General features: G+C 60.4%; 15 protein-coding genes and 1 tRNA gene. 6 read left to right on the top strand and 10 right to left on the bottom strand.

The features are described from left to right. Positions 1-268 precede the first annotated feature (268 nt). A tRNA-Phe gene (locus QEZ49_RS06460) sits at positions 269-344 on the top strand. 171 nt (positions 345-515) lie between these two features. Here QEZ49_RS06460 and yacG read toward each other — a convergent pair. Beyond that, positions 516-761 carry a DNA gyrase inhibitor YacG gene (yacG, locus tag QEZ49_RS06455; RefSeq protein WP_173952395.1) on the bottom strand — a complete coding sequence of 82 codons (246 nt, stop codon included), beginning with the start codon at positions 759-761 and terminating at the stop codon, positions 516-518. Between the two features lie 34 nt (positions 762-795). Continuing rightward, on the bottom strand, positions 796-1,542 hold the full coding sequence (locus QEZ49_RS06450; RefSeq protein WP_173952396.1) for a Maf family nucleotide pyrophosphatase: 747 nt from the start codon (positions 1,540-1,542) through the stop codon (positions 796-798). Positions 1,543-1,836: 294 nt separating this feature from the next. On the opposite strand from QEZ49_RS06450, the gene QEZ49_RS06445 reads away from it, so the two are divergent. Together QEZ49_RS06445 and QEZ49_RS06440 are read left to right on the top strand one after the other, a co-directional pair. Continuing rightward, positions 1,837-2,535: a Crp/Fnr family transcriptional regulator gene (locus QEZ49_RS06445; protein WP_280385259.1), complete on the top strand. Its 699-nt coding sequence runs from the start codon at positions 1,837-1,839 to the stop codon at positions 2,533-2,535. A gap of 2 nt (positions 2,536-2,537) precedes the next feature. Beyond that, complete coding sequence (locus QEZ49_RS06440; protein WP_280385257.1) at positions 2,538-3,818, top strand: adenylate/guanylate cyclase domain-containing protein; 1,281 nt, start codon at positions 2,538-2,540, stop codon at positions 3,816-3,818. Here the strand turns inward: QEZ49_RS06440 and QEZ49_RS06435 are convergent. The 4 genes from QEZ49_RS06435 to QEZ49_RS06420 all read right to left on the bottom strand — a co-directional run bounded on the left by QEZ49_RS06435 (position 3,815) and on the right by QEZ49_RS06420 (position 6,655). Beyond that, a complete protein-coding gene (locus QEZ49_RS06435; RefSeq protein ID WP_068463663.1) occupies positions 3,815-4,270 on the bottom strand; it encodes a hypothetical protein in 456 nt (151 codons plus the stop codon). The genes QEZ49_RS06440 and QEZ49_RS06435 overlap by 4 nt on opposite strands. A 73-nt stretch (positions 4,271-4,343) precedes the next feature. Continuing rightward, positions 4,344-4,841 (bottom strand): UPF0262 family protein, encoded by a 498-nt coding sequence (locus tag QEZ49_RS06430; protein ID WP_068463661.1) that lies wholly within the window; start codon positions 4,839-4,841, stop codon positions 4,344-4,346. Then, complete coding sequence (gene hisD / locus QEZ49_RS06425; protein WP_280385254.1) at positions 4,838-6,163, bottom strand: histidinol dehydrogenase; 1,326 nt, start codon at positions 6,161-6,163, stop codon at positions 4,838-4,840. The genes QEZ49_RS06430 and hisD overlap by 4 nt, the downstream gene beginning before the upstream one ends. Before the next feature lie 51 nt (positions 6,164-6,214). Beyond that, positions 6,215-6,655, bottom strand: coding sequence for a DUF2948 family protein (locus QEZ49_RS06420; RefSeq protein ID WP_280385252.1), 441 nt, complete (start codon positions 6,653-6,655; stop codon positions 6,215-6,217). Positions 6,656-6,883: 228 nt separating this feature from the next. Here QEZ49_RS06420 and QEZ49_RS06415 point away from each other — a divergent pair, with 228 nt between their 5' ends. Both QEZ49_RS06415 and QEZ49_RS06410 read left to right on the top strand, forming a co-directional pair. Beyond that, positions 6,884-7,093 (top strand): DUF6494 family protein, encoded by a 210-nt coding sequence (locus tag QEZ49_RS06415; RefSeq protein ID WP_280385990.1) that lies wholly within the window; start codon positions 6,884-6,886, stop codon positions 7,091-7,093. Positions 7,094-7,480: 387 nt separating this feature from the next. Continuing rightward, complete coding sequence (locus tag QEZ49_RS06410) at positions 7,481-9,670, top strand: EAL domain-containing protein (protein ID WP_280385250.1); 2,190 nt, start codon at positions 7,481-7,483, stop codon at positions 9,668-9,670. A 66-nt stretch (positions 9,671-9,736) separates the two neighbouring features. On the opposite strand, the gene QEZ49_RS06405 is transcribed toward QEZ49_RS06410, so the two are convergent. The 4 genes from QEZ49_RS06405 to recR all read right to left on the bottom strand — a co-directional run bounded on the left by QEZ49_RS06405 (position 9,737) and on the right by recR (position 14,049). Continuing rightward, a complete protein-coding gene (locus QEZ49_RS06405; protein ID WP_280385248.1) occupies positions 9,737-9,997 on the bottom strand; it encodes a hypothetical protein in 261 nt (86 codons plus the stop codon). 126 nt (positions 9,998-10,123) lie between these two features. Next, positions 10,124-11,260 carry a glycosyltransferase gene (locus tag QEZ49_RS06400; protein WP_280385246.1) on the bottom strand — a complete coding sequence of 379 codons (1,137 nt, stop codon included), beginning with the start codon at positions 11,258-11,260 and terminating at the stop codon, positions 10,124-10,126. An 18-nt stretch (positions 11,261-11,278) separates the two neighbouring features. Then, complete coding sequence (locus QEZ49_RS06395; protein ID WP_280385244.1) at positions 11,279-13,192, bottom strand: nucleoside-diphosphate sugar epimerase/dehydratase; 1,914 nt, start codon at positions 13,190-13,192, stop codon at positions 11,279-11,281. 251 nt (positions 13,193-13,443) lie between these two features. After that, the gene (recR, locus tag QEZ49_RS06390) at positions 13,444-14,049 is read right to left on the bottom strand and encodes a recombination mediator RecR (RefSeq protein ID WP_280385243.1); all 606 of its coding nucleotides are present in this window, start codon (positions 14,047-14,049) and stop codon (positions 13,444-13,446) included. Between the two features lie 254 nt (positions 14,050-14,303). Between recR and adh the strand changes: the two genes are divergently transcribed. Beyond that, entirely contained in the window at positions 14,304-15,845 is a 1,542-nt protein-coding gene (gene adh, locus QEZ49_RS06385; protein ID WP_280385242.1) for an aldehyde dehydrogenase, read from the top strand. Positions 15,846-15,954: the final 109 nt, after the last annotated feature.

The raw sequence follows: 15,954 nt of genomic DNA, 5'->3' as shown, positions 1-15,954 counted from the left end.
CTTGCTGTGTGAAGGCCGATGCGCCGCACCGGAAGCATCTGCGATAAGCGGTCGCTGATGATGGGCTGCCTGCAAAGGCGATTTTAGGATTTAGCGCGATTTTCGGCGCATTTTGCAGATGGACAGGCCGGTTTGGCGGACGGTTCCAAGTCCTCTGTGGGAAAGGTGGCCGAACTGTCTCGGATTAGTCGTGCGAGGCGCTAGACATCCGTCAATGTCATCACTATAAGGGCCGAACTTCGGTGCTGGCTCTTGCCTCCGATGCAATGCCCAGGTAGCTCAGTTGGTAGAGCACGTGACTGAAAATCACGGTGTCGCTGGTTCGATTCCGGCCCTGGGCACCATTTAAAATCAAGCACTTAGACCCAGACAATTCGAGAGCGGATGCACCACTTCATCACCGTTCTGGTCTCGGCGTGGGATTTTTCTCGCCCGGTTAGCCGTAGCGCGCTGTCGCCATCACCCCCCAGCCCATTCCGGGGCGTGACGCTAGGCTATCGGCGCGTCCGCCCTGATCACTCCTGATCGCTTTCGGGGCCGCCGATGGAAGGGCGCAGGGCGCGCTCCAGATCTTCGTCGCCGTCTTCGTCGGCATCCTGCTGACCACCAGCGATCACGTAGCCGCCGCCCAGCCAGCGGCCCAAGTCGACATCGCGGCAACGGCGGGAGCAGAACGGGCGATATGCGGTGTCGGTTGGCTCGGCGCAAATCGGGCACCGGCGACCGGAGGCTGGTTTAGAGCCTGTTTCCTGATCAGCCATGGCTTCTCAAACTCCTGACAAAAAAGGTACGCGGTCAGGTGGGATCGAGTTCCGCCGCGCGCACCCAGGCGAAATGGATCGGGAACCCTTCGGCTGCCAGCATCTGCACCACTTCGGTCAGCGGCAGGCCAACAACGCTGGAATAGGAACCGACGATTTTCTGGACGAACGAACCGGCCAGCCCCTGAATTGCATAACCACCGGCCTTATCGCGCCACTCTCGCGAGGCGATATAGGCTTCGATCTCTTCGCGCGTGAGGTGTTTAAAGCGCACCCGGGTGTCGACGATCTTCTGCTTCATACGATCGTCGGGCGTGATCAGGCAGACACTGGTCAGTACCCGATGGGCTCGGCCGGAGAGAAGCTGCAGACAATTTGCAGCTTCCTCGATGTTTGATGGCTTCATCAGAATGCGCCGGCCCACCGCCACTACGGTGTCAGCAGCCAGGACATAGGCCGAGGCGATGTCCTTGTCGTTCGCGATCTGATCGCGGGCGGTTTCCGCCTTGGCGCGGGCGATACGGGCTGCATAGCCGCGCGGCATCTCGGTTCTACGCGCCGACTCATCGATTGAGGAGGGACGCAGCGCATCCGGCTCGATCCCGACCTGCGACAGCAGCATGAGACGGCGCGGGCTTGCGCTGGCCAGCACCAGCCGGGGACGCGCGGCCTCATCAGACTTATTGGCGCTCCGTTCCCGCGCCAGCTCGCGCCGCAGCGTATCGCGGCGCGGATGATCGGTTCGGCTGAGCGCGCTCAGAAATGCGGCCTTGGCAGACATCGCAGGCGTCACCTTGAGAGGAAAACATAAGAACCCGTGGCGGTTCGCCATCGCACGGGCGGATCACCGCCATGCAGGCAAAACCCCAACCCGGCCTGGTCACAACAGCCGGAGTGCTTTTACAAAGCTCAACGACATTGCAAAGGCATAGGCCGAAAAGCAAGGGGCTTCACCTTTTGCACGTCACGTGCGGGCAAATTGGGATGCTGCCGCAGTTTCATGATGATACGTTACCGCGCTGCAATACCATCGCCACAAACCACCATATTTTTTCAAACGGGATTGCCTCGGAACATGCTTTCCAGAAGTGCCATCACCGAATTTCTCGCCCAGACGTCGCTTTTTGGCCCGATGGATGAGGCGATCCGGCACACCATTGCCGGCGAGATGCGCGCCATCGGTTTTAATGCCGGACAAACCATCTTCGGCCGCGGCGATCCGGGCACCGAGATGTATCTGGTTGTATCGGGCCGCGTGCGGATCTCGATACTCAGCCCCGAAGGCCGCGAGCTTTCGTTTGCCCATGCCAGCACCGGAGCCGTATTCGGCGAGATCGCGATGCTGGATGGCGGCCTGCGCACCGCCGATGCGACAGCGGTCGATGCGGTGAACGTACTGTGCCTTTCTAAACCAGCTTTCAAACGCCTGCTTGAAACGCATCCACGCGTGGCCGAAGCCGTGATCCGGTTTCTGTGCGGCCGCATCCGCGACGCTGACCAGCAGCTTGAAGCCATAGCGCTGTATCCCATCGAGGGGCGGCTTGCCCGCTTCTTTCTGGCCACCGCCAAGGCAGCGGCGCCGGATGACACTGAAGGGCAAATCGCCGTCGACATCAGCATGTCGCAAAGCGAGCTCGCCCTGCTTGTCGGCGCCAGCCGCCCGAAGGTGAATGCCGCCCTGGCGCTGCTGGAAGCAAGCGGCGCAATCGTTCGCAGCGGCACGCGCATCACTTGCAGCATGAGCGAACTTGAGGCCATCGCCGGGACCGCATGAGAATGTTCGAACGGCTTGGCGCGCGACAACACATCTGCACCGCGACGCGAAAGGTGCGCGAGCTGGGCCGTACGCTGGCGGCTGCGGGCACCGCGAGCTATCCGCCCGATGTGCGCCGACGGCTGAAGATCCTCAACGTGATGTGCTATCTGATCGCCACCACGACGCTGATCTATGCCGCACAGCAGGCGCTGACCGACTATCAGGCCTATGCACCAATGGTGTGGGTCAATGTCGTACTTGCCGCTGTGGTGCTTGTGGTGCCGCTGACCCATCGCATCAGTGAAATATCCGGTGGCCTGCTTCTTGTCGGTGCAGAGTATGCGGCGCTGCTGGCGTTCACGCAATTCTTCAGCCGCGAAGGCGGCGCCAGCCTGCAATACATCATCGCCGCCGCTGCTCCGTTCGTCATATTCGGTCTGCAGCGCATTCGTTTGATCGCGCTGGTGGTGATTTCCGGACTGGCGCTGCATCTGTTTGCGTGGTTCCGGTTTCCTGCACCAGCCGACCTGACAGCAACCGAACGCTCGGTGCTCGACGCGAATTACACGCAGGCAGCGATCACAACCGTCGGCCTCATTGCGGCATCGGTCTACTATGCATTTCATCTGGCCGAGCAGGCCAAGGCCGAGACCGACGCCGTGCTGCATAATGTTTTGCCGGATGTCATCGTCGAGCGACTGAAAGCTGATCCCCACACACTGATCGCCGACAATTATGAATGCGGATCGGTGCTGTTCGCCGACATCTCGGGCTTTGTCGGCATCGCGCGGCGTCTTGGCGCTGCTGCTACCGTCGATCTGCTGAGCCGCATCGTGACCGAGTTCGACAGCCTCGCGACGCAGCATGGCGTCGAAAAGATCAAGACCATCGGCGACGCTTATATGGTCGCCTCAGGGTTGCCGGTGCCGAGCGACGGTCACACCGTAAAGCTGGCACGCATGGCGCACGATATGCTGGCCGCCATAGAACGCCACAACGCTGCAAGCGACTTCGCCATCGGCATCCGCATCGGCATCGCGTCGGGGCCGGTTACAGCAGGCGTCATCGGCAAGCGTAAATTCAGCTACGATGTCTGGGGCGATCCGGTGAACCTCGCCAACCGCCTTGAGGCCCGTTCGCAAACGGGGCGCATACTCATTTGTCCGTGCACACACGATCTGCTCGGCAACGCATTCCGATATGAAGCCTGCGGGCCGATGGAGATCAAAGGGCTGGGCATGCAGGAAGCGTGGTTCCTGCTTGGCGAAGCGCTGCCGCCGGTCGATCATCACGCCGCTTAAACGGTTGGTCCGCCGCCAAAGCCGAAGCGCTGTTTGATGCGCTCAAAAAGGCCGTCGCGCACAGCGCGATAATCCATCAGCGTCTGCTCACGCGTGCCGTGTCCCACCATCACCGTGGCATCAATCGTCGGCCAGTATTCAACGTCGACGGCCATCGTACGCGTAAGCTCCAGCGCCTGATGGTGAGCTTCCGGCGACAGTGAAACGATCAGATCGAATGAGGTGTCATTCAGCTCGCGCAGCGTGTGCGGGGTATGTCCTGAAACATCAATGCCGATCTCATCCATGACTGCGGTGACGAATGGATCGACCTCGCCTGCACGCACGCCCGCCGACGCGACATAAACACGATTACCCGCCAGATGGCGCAGGATTGCTGACGCCATGACGGATCGAACCGCGTTTGTCGTACAGGCGAAGAGCACGGCACCGGGCAATGGTCCGGCTTCCATATCCGGCGCCCCGGTTTGAGAAGCCGTAAGTCCGGCAGTGCCGCCGCTGCTCGCGAAGTCGCGAGACATGGCGCTAACCCTTCCAGTGCAACGCGCAGATAAGCGTGAACAGCCTTCGGGCCGTGTCTATGTCGACGGTGATCTTGCCCGCCAGCCGCTCCAGCAGCGTGCGGCTGCCCTCGTCGTGCAGGCCGCGCCGTCCCATGTCGATGGCCTGGATGCGCGATGGCGGCGCCGTTCGGATCGCCTCGTAATAGCTTTCGCACACCAGGAAATAATCTTTCATGATGCGCTTCAGCGGTGTCAGCGAAAGCATGTGGGTGATGAGAACTTCATCCGCCTCACTGCTGACGACGAAAACCAGCCGATCGTCCATCAAAGCGAGATTGAGCTTGTATGGACCCTCATCGCGACCTTCGAGGGCAAACGAGTTGCCCTCAAGAATGTCGAAAATCGCGACCTCTCGCTCATGCTCGATATTTGAATTGCTGGTCGCGATGGATTTTTCATCCAACGTGATTGCAACTAGCCGCGCACGGGGAAGATCCTGGCTCTCGACCTCGGTCGTCATGATGATGCACGCTCTGGCATGGGTTGCTGCTCCGATTGCAGGCGGATCTCGGCGGATGACCGATGCGCCTCCAGCCCTTCGGCGCGGGCGAGCGCCATGGCTGCGGGCGCCAGCTCGGCCAGCGCGTTGCGATCGAGCTTGAGGATCGAGGTACGCTTCATGAAGTCCAGCACGCCGAGGCCAGACGAAAAGCGCGCCGTACGCGATGTCGGCAGCACGTGGTTCGGCCCGGCGACATAGTCGCCGATCATCTCCGGCGTATAGGCGCCCAGGAACAGCGCACCGGCATTGCGGATGCGCTCGCCCAGCGCCTCGGCATCCTGCGTAGCGATTTCGAGATGCTCAGCCGCGATCCGATCCGCAAGAGCAGGTGCTTCATCCAGAGACTGAAGCTCGATGATGGCGCCGAACACGTTCCAGCTTTCGCCGGCGATGTTGCCACGGGGCAGCGTCTGCAGCTGGCGCATTACGGCAGCCTCCACCGCACGGCCAAATTCGGCGTCGTCCGTCATCAGGATCGATTGTGCTGCAGTGTCGTGCTCAGCCTGCGCCAGCAAATCGGCCGCGATCCACTCGGGATTGTTGTGGCGGTCGGCGATCACCAGCACCTCGGAAGGACCGGCGATGCTGTCGATGCCAACGGCGCCGAACACCTGACGCTTGGCAGCGGCGACATAGGCGTTGCCGGGCCCAACGATCTTTGCAACCGGCGCAATCGTTTCGGTGCCATAGGCGAGCGCAGCCACGGCCTGCGCACCACCAACGCGATAAACCTCTTCAATGCCAGCCATCTCGGCAGCGGCCAGCACCAGCGGATTGATCTCACCGCGGGGCGCAGGCACGACCATCACGATGCGTGGCACGCCGGCCACCTTGGCCGGAATGACATTCATCAGCACCGAGCTGGGATATGAGGCAAGCCCACCCGGAACATAGAGGCCAGCCGACTCGACCGCCGTCCAGCGCCAGCCAAGCTCGGCGCCACGCTCGTCCGTGTAGCGCTCATTGGTCGGCAGCTGGCGCTGGTGATGCTCGGCGATGCGGGCCGACGCAAACTCCAGCGCTTCCAGCGTATCGGCGCTGCACGCTTCGCGGGCGCGGCGCATTTCCTCGGCCGAGACGCGCAGCCCCAGCGCTTCGAGATCGACGTGATCGTATTTTTTGGAAAGATCGATCAGGGCCGCGTCGCCACGGGTCCGCACGTCATCAATGATGGATGCCACCGCCGCGCCAACATCCGCCGACGATTCCCGCTTCTCGCCCAGGAACTGAGCGAAAGCTGCATCAAATTGGGGGTCACGCGTGTTCAGCCGCTTGGGCATGTCGTAATCGGCCCTGCGGCCGTCTCCTGAATAAGTGTGATCTGACCTGATTTATTCGTCGATTGTGTGGACCGGTTTGGATTGGGCACGCCAGACGGCGCCCAGATCACGCAGCTCGGCCTCAATGCATTCGACCTGAAGCTGAACCGCAGCCCCACCGGCAAAATGCAGCGTGATGGAGCCCGATGGTTCCTCGGCAGGGTCGAAGGTTAGGGCCAGCAGTTCCAGCACCGCGTCTTTGTTCTGCAGGTCAAACCCCAGAACGCGGGCAGCCTTTACGCGCTCAAATCGCAGACCTGAGCGGCGGCGTTGGCCTTCGGCCTGCTCCGTCTGGACTGCTGCTTCCCAATCGAACCGGTTGGCGATAGCAGCAAAGCGCATCTCGCGGCTGAGATAGGCCATATCGCCGACGCGGATGATCGCATCCTGCAGATGGCAGGAGAGAACCCGCAGATCCTCCGGATCAAGGGCGATCAGCTTCAAGTCTTTCATATGCCGGCATCCCAGCCATTCGGCCCAAAGGTATGGCCACAGGCCCTCAAACGTTGATAGCTTCGCAGCCCTAGCGGTGCAACACAACTGGCCCGACCACATTGGCCAAGCGCCCATCGGCCGCATCGGGGCCACACCGTAACTTGTAGCAGCGCCCATTCCCGCGCCGTGCGCCACGTCAGCATGGCCCAGACACAAGGTGATGCAATGAAAACCGATAACAAATCGCTGGACGAAGACCGCTTTAATCTCTCCTTACGCCGGTTTCTGAAGCAGGTGGGGATCACCTCCCAGCGCGAAATCGAAGCTCTGGTGCGGGATGGAGAGCAGCACGGCGCCCAATTCGCCGATAGCGGTAAATTGCGGGTGCGGATGGTGCTGACCGCCGAGGGAACCGGCCTGAGGCACGTGATCGAAGACGACATCGACCTCCGATAAACGTATTCCACTGACGCTTCAGACAACGGTGGCATCAGCCGCCGAGCTTTCCATGCGGCCTCCACAATCCGACTGTCCGACCTTTGGGTGGGCACCGCCGCGCAGAGGCAGCAGAGGTAAAAGCCGACCCGCCCTGCCGGACCAACGCATAATATTTGTCAGAACATGCAGCTGACCCGTGACGCCGCATTTCGTCTCTGAACCGGTCTATCGTCGCTCTGAAACGCGATGCTGACTGACCAAAAGCCCCGGCATCCGGATGCGTCGGCCATGTCTTGGTCAGCAAAAGACTAACCAATGGCCGCAAAATCGAATCTTGATTTTCATATGTCGTGAAGTTCCGATCTTCTATTTTAGCTGGTGATCGCGGAAATCAAGTGAGGCTTTATGCTTGGTCCCAGCGAAGACCGTTTTACCAGTGCTACGCTCCGCGAAGCGGATCGCATCCGCGCACTTGAAGAATACCGCATCATCGGCAGTCCAGCCGACCCCGACCTTGACCGCATCGTAAAGCTCGCTGCCCGTGTGTGCCGGGTGCCGATGGCGGCACTTTTTATCGTCGGGCGCGATCGCGTGCACGTCAAATCGCAGTATGGCGCCGAGCTTGGCGACCTGCCGCGCCACGAACGTATTTGCACCTATATAAATTCGCAGGACGCGCTGTTCTGCGTGCCCGATACCGCAGCAGACCCGCATCTGGCTGGATCGGCAATCGTCCGCAAGAGCCCAGGCATCCGCTTTTACGCCGGCGTCCCGCTCGTTGCGCCATCCGGGCACAAGATCGGCGCGATATGCGTGTTCGACCCCAAGCCCTGGTCGAAGTTCTGCAGCAAGGATCGCAGAGCACTGGAGGACGTCGCCGCGCTGGTGATGGAGCGCCTGGAGATGCGCCGCGTGCATGCTGCCAGCGATGACGGCGATCTACGGTTCGAACGTATCGCCTCAACATCACCCAATGCAATCGTATGCGCGGATGCACACGGCGGCATCACGTTTTGGAACAAGTCCGCTGAAGCGATGATGGGCTATTCCGCGCATGAAGTACTGGGCCAGCCTGTCAGCTTTGTCTTTCCCGATCGACTGCGCCGTACCCAAACCGCAAAGCTCACTCGTGCCGTTCGCAAAACCGCCGCCGATCGTTCCGCACCGCGGGCCGGATTCATCGTACGGCATCGCGACGGCACAGAGCTGGAACTCGAAATGACGCTGTCCGTGACGCGCGATCACGATGCGGGCTTTGGCGCGGTGTTGCGCGATATCAGCATTGCCCGGCAGGGCGAGCATAGGCTCTATGCACGCGCTGAACTCGATCCGCTGACCGGCCTGCCTAATCGCTGCCGCTTCCTTGCCGCTGTGCGACAGCTTTCAACCAATGGCAGCGGCACGCTTTTCCAACTGGATCTCTCCGGCTTCAAGGACATCAACGATTCCCTCGGTCACGGCGCCGGTGATCAGCTTTTGAGCCAGGCCGCAGCGCGTCTTTCAACCCTCACCGCTGCCAAGGCCAAGGTTTCCCGTTTCGGCGCCGATGAGTTCGCAGTCTACTGGCCTGATCTTTCCGCCTCCGAAGCTTCGAACAAAGCTGAAAATCTTCTCAGTCTGTTCGACTTGCCGTTCCTTGTTGATGCTGAGGTCGTCTACCTCGGCGTCAACATCGGCATCGCCCGCTGCCCGGATGATGGCACCAACGCAGAAGAACTCACCGCCAATGCCAATCTCGCGCTGGAACGCGCAAAGGCAACCCGGCGCCGCGGATATGAGTTTTTCAAGCCAGAGATGCGCCAGGTGGTCATTGCACGGCGCACTATTGAAAGTGAGCTGCGCCAGGCACTGGCAGCGTCACAGTTCGAACTCTTCTATCAGCCGCAGGTAATCCTCAACGATGCTTCGATCATCGGCGCGGAAGCACTGCTGCGCTGGCGTCATCCCACGCGCGGCCTGCTGGCTCCTGGCGCATTTCTCAGTCACTTGGAAAAAGGCCCGCTCGCTGCGGATGTGGGCAACTGGGTTCTGCGCACCGCATGCAAGCAGGCAGCTTTGTTGCGCACCCACCATCCCAATTTCCGCGTCGCGGTAAACTTGTTCGGCGCTCAGTTTGATGCCGGCGATCTGATGTCCCGGGTGGAAGACGCGCTGCTCACTTACAAGCTGCCCCCAGAGGCGCTAGAGCTGGAAATCACCGAAAACATCATGCTGCGCGGAGAGCATGCGATCGTTGTCCCGCTGCGCGAAATGCTGTCTCGCGGCATAAGCATCGCCTTCGACGACTACGGCACAGGCTTCGCTTCGCTCAATCTCTTGAAGCGTTTTCCTGTCTCGCGCCTCAAGATCGATCGTTCATTTGTGCGCGATGTATGTGCCGACGAAGAAGACGCTGCGATCGTACAGGCAATCATTTATCTGGGTCGCTGCTTCAAGCTCAACGTCACCGCTGAAGGCATCGAAACAGAGGAGCAGGCAGAAACGCTGCGCATGCTGGGCTGCACCGAAGGACAGGGCTATCTGTATGCCGAGCCACTGTCTGCCGCAGCTCTCGCCAACTACCTCTGTCGAAACGACGCCCGCACCGTAGCGTAACCCTGCGCAACCTGTGCTTTCCAGCCGCCGCTCCGTGCAGCTCCATCAGCACAGATCGTATCACGATCAATAGCAATGCTGGCGCAACGTCCAACCCTTGACCTTGCAGCGCTCATTGCCGCTGCGATCAACGTTGCACACGCGATTTGGCAGACGCTGATAGGAGCAATAATAGTTTCCTGCCTGCCCTTCATAACCGCGCATGGGACGGTCGAATTTATAGTCCTGCGTGTAGAAATCCTTCGCGCCCCGGGCGTCAGCCTGCGTTGTAGCTCCGGCAAAAAACGCCGCTGCGAGCAAGGCGGCTGAGAAAATGCGGCAATCCATAATCAAAAGCTCCATCGTATTGGCCGCTCGGCTTTCGTGCGGCGTGATCTACGAAGGAACAATGGATTGAAACCGCCCTTGGGGCTGTTCCCGACGTGACAGCGATGAGGCAGGCAAGCGACGGCTTCAGGTGTCGTCCAGCGCCAACGCTTCCATCACGGTGAACCGGGTATCCGTGATCGACGCCAGTTTCTCAGCCTTGGCGCGACTTGCGAGAGCCATTGAAGGAATGCGGTCCGGACGGCGCAGAAAATTTCCCATCGCATCGGCCAATGCTTCGACGTCTCGCGCTGGAACAAGCCTGCCGTTCACCTGATCATCAACGGCCTCGCGGCAACCGGGAATAGCGCTGGTGACAATCGGCCGACCGGTGGCGAGGGCATTCAACACCGGTTGCGGCATGCCTGCCAAACGCGCGGGATAAACAAATACGTGTGCCTGCTCCAGCAGATCGGCATCGGCATGATCATCAAGGACGCCGAGAAACTCGATGTCTCCCGAAGAAGCCAGCAGCGCAGGATCAACGGTCTGAGCATCCGCATCATCGTCCGGCAAGGCAGCCAGAAGAAACCGGGCGTTCGGCGAGCGCTGACGCAACAGCGCAGCCGCCGCGCAATAGTCCTCCACCCCTCGACGCACATCGAGACCTGCGACCATAAGAAAACTGATGCCCTGAGTGATCGGCGGCAGCGGCTTCACTGGATATGCCTCCAGATCCACATCGGCGCCCGGCGTCAGGGAAACGGGCAGCCCCTCGGGAACGATGCCAAGCTTTTTCAGCAGCGCAATATCATCGCCATTATGAAACAGCGCGACATCGGCACTGCGCAGCGCCTGACCATATCGCCAGGCAGGCATTTCGTTTTCGGCGAGTGTGCCGGTGAAGCGATGCTCGGGCAATGCGCCAACAATGACGACTGTGCGCGCAACATGCGCCCGCTTTGCAGCAAGCGCGCCATAGATCATGGTACGGCCGCCGCTGGCCACGACAACGTCGGCCCCCCAGCGCACCAGTTGCTGCCGGATCGCGCCGACCGCCTTCCAGTCGGACAGCAGCTTCCATCCGCTGTCCTCCGCGCCAATAATTGCGTGCTCGACACCCAGCTTCCCAAGCTGGTCCGCTTCTGCCTTTTGCAGCTCCGACGACAGAACGAACGCGCGATGTCCCTTCGCCACCAGCTCTGCGAGCAAAGCGGGAAAATTCTGAATGGCGTTGACGCCCGGACACACAAAAGCAATGTGCTTGCTGACAGCCTCAACCACAGACGCAGCCTTCAATGATCAGTGGAGCGTACGCGATTGCGTCGGCCAATCGCGCGTGCGCTCATCATCGACCAGAAGCGTCGATATTGCGCCCTCTGGATGATAGCCTTCGACATTCCGCAGCAAGACGGCATGAAGCGCATTCAAATCGCGTGTTTCTACAGCCGCTGACAATTGCGACAACTGCCGCCGCAAATCATCTTCGCTCAGGAAGGGCTCATCAGAGCGCCAGATCCGCGGATGCTCGGTTTGGCTGGTGTTGTCGCCGATCAGAAGCTCTTCATAGAGTTTCTCGCCCGGACGCAGGCCAGTGTACATGATGGCGATGTCGCCATCGGGCTTTTCCGCGTCCTTTACATCGTAGCCCGATAGCCGAACCATCAGGCGGGCCATGTCGTCGATCCTGACCGGCTCGCCCATGTCGAGCACGAACACCTCGCCGCCTTCTGCCATGGCTCCGGCCTGAATAACGAGTTCGGCCGCCTCGGGAATGGACATGAAATACCGGATGATGTCCGGGTGCGTCACCGTCACCGGACCGCCGGCCTTTATTTGCCTGCGGAATTTCTGAACCACTGAGCCCGAGCTATCGAGCACATTGCCGAAGCGCACCATCGTGAACACCGTCGGCCTGCCCTTTGCCGCTGCTGCCTGCAGCACCAGCTCGGCCATGCGTTTGCTTGCACCCATGACGTTGGTGGGTCGCACAGCCTTGTCGGTGGAGATCAGCACGAACAGTTCAACGCCCGCCGCCTGCGCCTGCTCAACGAGTGCAGCGGTGCCGAACGTGTTGTTCTGCAGTCCTGCGATCGGGTTCTGTTCCACAATCGGCACATGCTTATAGGCTGCCGCGTGGTAGATCACCTCGACGCCGTAATCGGTCAGTGTTTCACGGACCTTCGTAGCGTCACATACCGAACCCAGCACACCTACTATTTCCGGGCGTGGCTCATCGGGCTGCATGCCACGCACCACTTCTGCGACTTCGTCGTTGATCCGATAGAGCGCTATTTCCGACAGCTCAAAAAGCACGATCCGGCGTGGGCGATGCTTGAGAAGCTGGCGCACAAGCTCCGATCCGATCGAACCACCCGCACCGGTCACAAGGATCGATTTTCCCTGCGTCTTGCGCATGAGCAGCTTCGCATCGGGCGGCACCCGGTCGCGTCCGAGCAGGTCGTTCACCTCAAGACGGCGCAGGTCGGCAACGCTGACCCTGCCAGAGGTTACATCTTCAACGTCGGGAAGCGTGAGCACCTGAACGGGCTGTTGTTGCAGCTCCTTCAAAATGCGCTTTCGCTCATGCCGCCGATCATTGGGAAGTGCAACCAGCACTTCCTTGACGTGATAACGTTCGATCAGGCTGGGCAGTCGCCGGGCATCGTGCACCTTCACGCCGGCAACATACTGCCTCCAGACCGAAGGTTCGGTGTCGACGAAAGCAACGGCCTGGCGCGCATTGCCCCGACGCAGCGTCTCAAGCAACTGGACGCCAAGTTGTCCGGCACCAAAAATGATGACCGGCGTGCGCTCCACATCCGCTGGCAGCTCTGAAAGGCGCACGCCTGCGCTTTCCAAAAGCATCGAGATCATTTCGCGGCTGCCGGTGATGAACAGCGTGGCCAGAATTCCGTAACCGAACAGAACCGAGCGCGGCGGGGCGGCGGGCTGGCCAGCCATGAACGCCACCAGCGACCAGATCAGCACCGAAAGCCAAATGCAGCCGATGATGCGGGTATGACCCCGATAACCGAGATAGCGGGTTACAAGACGATAGAGCTCTGAAATTGCAAACGTCGCGACCGTAATAAGCGGCCCGCTGAGCAGGATCAGACCGACGGCGAAATCCGGTGGAATGTATACCGTGTTGTAACGGATAGAGAGGGCAATCCACAGCGCGAGAATAAGCAGCGCCAGATCCAGCCCAACCAAGATTAAACGCTTATTAAGACGCGGAAGCTGCAGTAGAAGCGTTTGCCACTCTTGCAAAGATCTAGGGCGCTGAGAACCGTTGGTGCTCATAAAGCGAAAACCTTTGAAATGGCCGCTATTGCAAACTTATTGGGCGGTAAGAAAGACTGCAGATCTAGGAAACGGCCTTAAACTTACCAGACACCGGGCCGACCTCCGCCAGCTCTTCCCCAGAATTCCACCTAATGTCACCGTTTTTTTGACGGAATCGATTACATGCGCCGGCGTGACTTTATCGCCGCAGCGAGCGTACCCTCGTCCAGATAATCGAGTTCACCACCCACAGGCACGCCCTGCGCCAGTCGCGAAACCACAATCCCGGTCGGCGCCAGCTGCTCGGTCAGGAAGTGGGCGGTGGATTGCCCTTCCACCGTTGCATTGAGCGCCAGGACGATCTCCTCAACCTCTCCCGTCGCCGCCCGCTCAATCAGGCGGGCAATATTCAGCTTCTCGGGACCAATGCCATCCAGAGGCGACAGGTGCCCGCCGAGCACATGGTAAAGCCCGCTCACAACCCCGGCGCGTTCCAGCGCCCACAGGTCGCCGATCTCCTCCACCACCACGATCAGCGAGCGATCCCGCCGGACGTCCTGGCAGATGCTGCACGGCACAACGGTGTCGAGGTTCCCGCAATCGGGGCATTCCACAATTTTTTCAACCGCGTCGGATAACGCTTCCGTCAGCGGAACAAGCAATTCGTTACGGCGTTTTATGAGCGCCAGCGCAGCTTTTCGTGCCGACCGTGGCCCAAGCCCGGGCAAGCGGCCGAGCAGGCGCACGATGCGTTCAATTTCTGGACCGGAAACTTTGCGTGTCATGAAAAGCGCTTAGCAGTTTTTGAAGGAGGCGGGTCGGCTAAGCCGAGCGCCTCTTGGCTTGCGTGTTTGGCAGGTCGTGAACTGACTTTGCACGATACGTCGGTCAAAGCAGGCACGATGCAGATCAAATGCTGCAGGTGCTGCTTATGCACTAATTTCCAATGCGCCGGTACCTTTGGCGCGTAAAGTGACTGGGCTAATCTGCCGCCACGCATAACTAGGGGTTTTCAACCCTCGATCCCCGGGAGGACACAATGCAGCTTATCGTGAAGCCAGAAACACCTTCGACGGCCCTAGCCCGTGTCGGGGCTACTCTCAAGGTCCGCAGCCGCTACGACAACTACATCGGCGGTGAGTGGGTTCCGCCAGTCCAGGGTCGCTACTTCGAGAACCGCACCCCCATCACCGGCGAACTGGTGTGCGAGATCGCCCGCTCCACTTCCGAGGACATCGAGAAGGCGCTCGACGCCGCCCATGCCGCCGCTGAAACGTGGGGCAAGACCTCCTCGGCCCAGCGCGCCCTGATCCTCAACCGGATCGCGGATCGCATGGAAGCCAATCTCAATGCGCTGGCCACCGTCGAGACCATCGATAACGGCAAGCCGATCCGCGAGACGATGGCTGCCGACCTGCCGCTGGCCGTCGATCACTTCCGCTATTTTGCAAGCTGCATCCGCGCCCAGGAAGGCGGCATCTCCGAAATCGACGAAACCACCATCGCATTCCACTATCACGAGCCGCTGGGCGTAGTCGGCCAGATCATCCCGTGGAACTTCCCCATCCTGATGGCTGTGTGGAAGCTGGCTCCTGCTCTCGCCGCTGGCAACTGCGTCGTGCTGAAGCCCGCCGAGCAGACCCCATTCTCCATCATGGTGCTGGCCGAGTTGATCGGTGACCTGCTGCCGCCGGGCGTGCTCAACATCGTCAACGGTTTTGGCGTCGAAGCCGGCAAGCCGCTGGCGCAGAACCCGCGCATCGCCAAGATCGCCTTCACGGGTGAGACGACCACCGGCCGCCTCATCATGCAGTACGCCTCCGAGAACATCATTCCGGTCACGCTGGAACTGGGCGGCAAATCTCCGAACGTGTTCTTCGCCGACGTCTTCAACGAAGACGACGCCTTCTTCGATAAGGCCCTCGAAGGCTTCACCATGTTCGCGCTCAACCAGGGCGAAGTCTGCACCTGTCCGTCGCGTGCGCTGGTTCAGGAAAGCATCTACGACGCCTTCATGGAGCGTGCCATCGAGCGCGTGAAGAAGATCGCGCAGGGCAACCCGCTCGATCCGAACACGATGATCGGTGCACAGGCTTCGTCTGACCAGATGGAGAAGATCCTCTCCTACATCAACATCGGCAAGGAAGAGGGCGCGAAGGTTCTCACCGGCGGTCATCGCGGCGTGCACAACGGCCTCGAGAATGGCTTCTACGTCGAGCCGACCGTGCTGGAAGGCCACAACAAGATGCGCATCTTCCAGGAAGAAATCTTCGGACCGGTGCTGTCGGTCACGAAGTTCAAGGATGAAGCGGAAGCCCTGGCCATCGCCAACGACACGCTCTACGGCCTCGGTGCCGGCGTGTGGTCGCGTGAAGCCAACACCTGCTATCGCATGGGCCGTGGTATCAAGGCTGGCCGCGTCTGGACGAACTGCTACCACCTCTATCCCGCACACGCGGCGTTCGGCGGTTACAAGCAGTCCGGCATCGGTCGCGAGAACCACAAGATGATGCTCGACCACTACCAGCAGACCAAGAACATCCTGCAGAGCTTCAGCCCGAAGGCACTTGGATTCTTTTGATTGAGTGGCGCCGGCGACTCTCCTCCGGGGAGCCGGCCGCCGGCGCCGACAATCCGCAGTCACGCTGCGAAGCAAAATCGGCACTGGCGGCTTCTCAACGAGAGTCGCC

Source organism: Hyphomicrobium sp. D-2 (assembly GCF_029872155.1).
Taxonomy (GTDB): domain Bacteria; phylum Pseudomonadota; class Alphaproteobacteria; order Rhizobiales; family Hyphomicrobiaceae; genus Hyphomicrobium_A.
This window is presented reverse-complemented; position numbering and strand designations above follow the sequence as displayed.

Excerpts from the sequence above, each read along its gene's own strand:
- QEZ49_RS06435 (WP_068463663.1), bottom strand. The coding sequence starts at position 4,270 with ATGGAAGCCGGACCATTGCCCGGTGCCGTGCTCTTCGCCTGTACGACA.
- QEZ49_RS06450 (WP_173952396.1), bottom strand. The coding sequence starts at position 1,542 with ATGTCTGCCAAGGCCGCATTTCTGAGCGCGCTCAGCCGAACCGATCAT.
- QEZ49_RS06445 (WP_280385259.1), top strand. The coding sequence starts at position 1,837 with ATGCTTTCCAGAAGTGCCATCACCGAATTTCTCGCCCAGACGTCGCTT.
- QEZ49_RS06420 (WP_280385252.1), bottom strand. The coding sequence starts at position 6,655 with ATGAAAGACTTGAAGCTGATCGCCCTTGATCCGGAGGATCTGCGGGTT.
- QEZ49_RS06440 (WP_280385257.1), top strand. The coding sequence starts at position 2,538 with ATGTTCGAACGGCTTGGCGCGCGACAACACATCTGCACCGCGACGCGA.
- hisD (WP_280385254.1), bottom strand. The coding sequence starts at position 6,163 with ATGCCCAAGCGGCTGAACACGCGTGACCCCCAATTTGATGCAGCTTTC.
- adh (WP_280385242.1), top strand. The coding sequence starts at position 14,304 with ATGCAGCTTATCGTGAAGCCAGAAACACCTTCGACGGCCCTAGCCCGT.
- QEZ49_RS06410 (WP_280385250.1), top strand. The coding sequence starts at position 7,481 with ATGCTTGGTCCCAGCGAAGACCGTTTTACCAGTGCTACGCTCCGCGAA.
- QEZ49_RS06405 (WP_280385248.1), bottom strand. The coding sequence starts at position 9,997 with ATGGATTGCCGCATTTTCTCAGCCGCCTTGCTCGCAGCGGCGTTTTTT.
- yacG (WP_173952395.1), bottom strand. The coding sequence starts at position 761 with ATGGCTGATCAGGAAACAGGCTCTAAACCAGCCTCCGGTCGCCGGTGC.
- recR (WP_280385243.1), bottom strand. The coding sequence starts at position 14,049 with ATGACACGCAAAGTTTCCGGTCCAGAAATTGAACGCATCGTGCGCCTG.
- QEZ49_RS06430 (WP_068463661.1), bottom strand. The coding sequence starts at position 4,841 with ATGACGACCGAGGTCGAGAGCCAGGATCTTCCCCGTGCGCGGCTAGTT.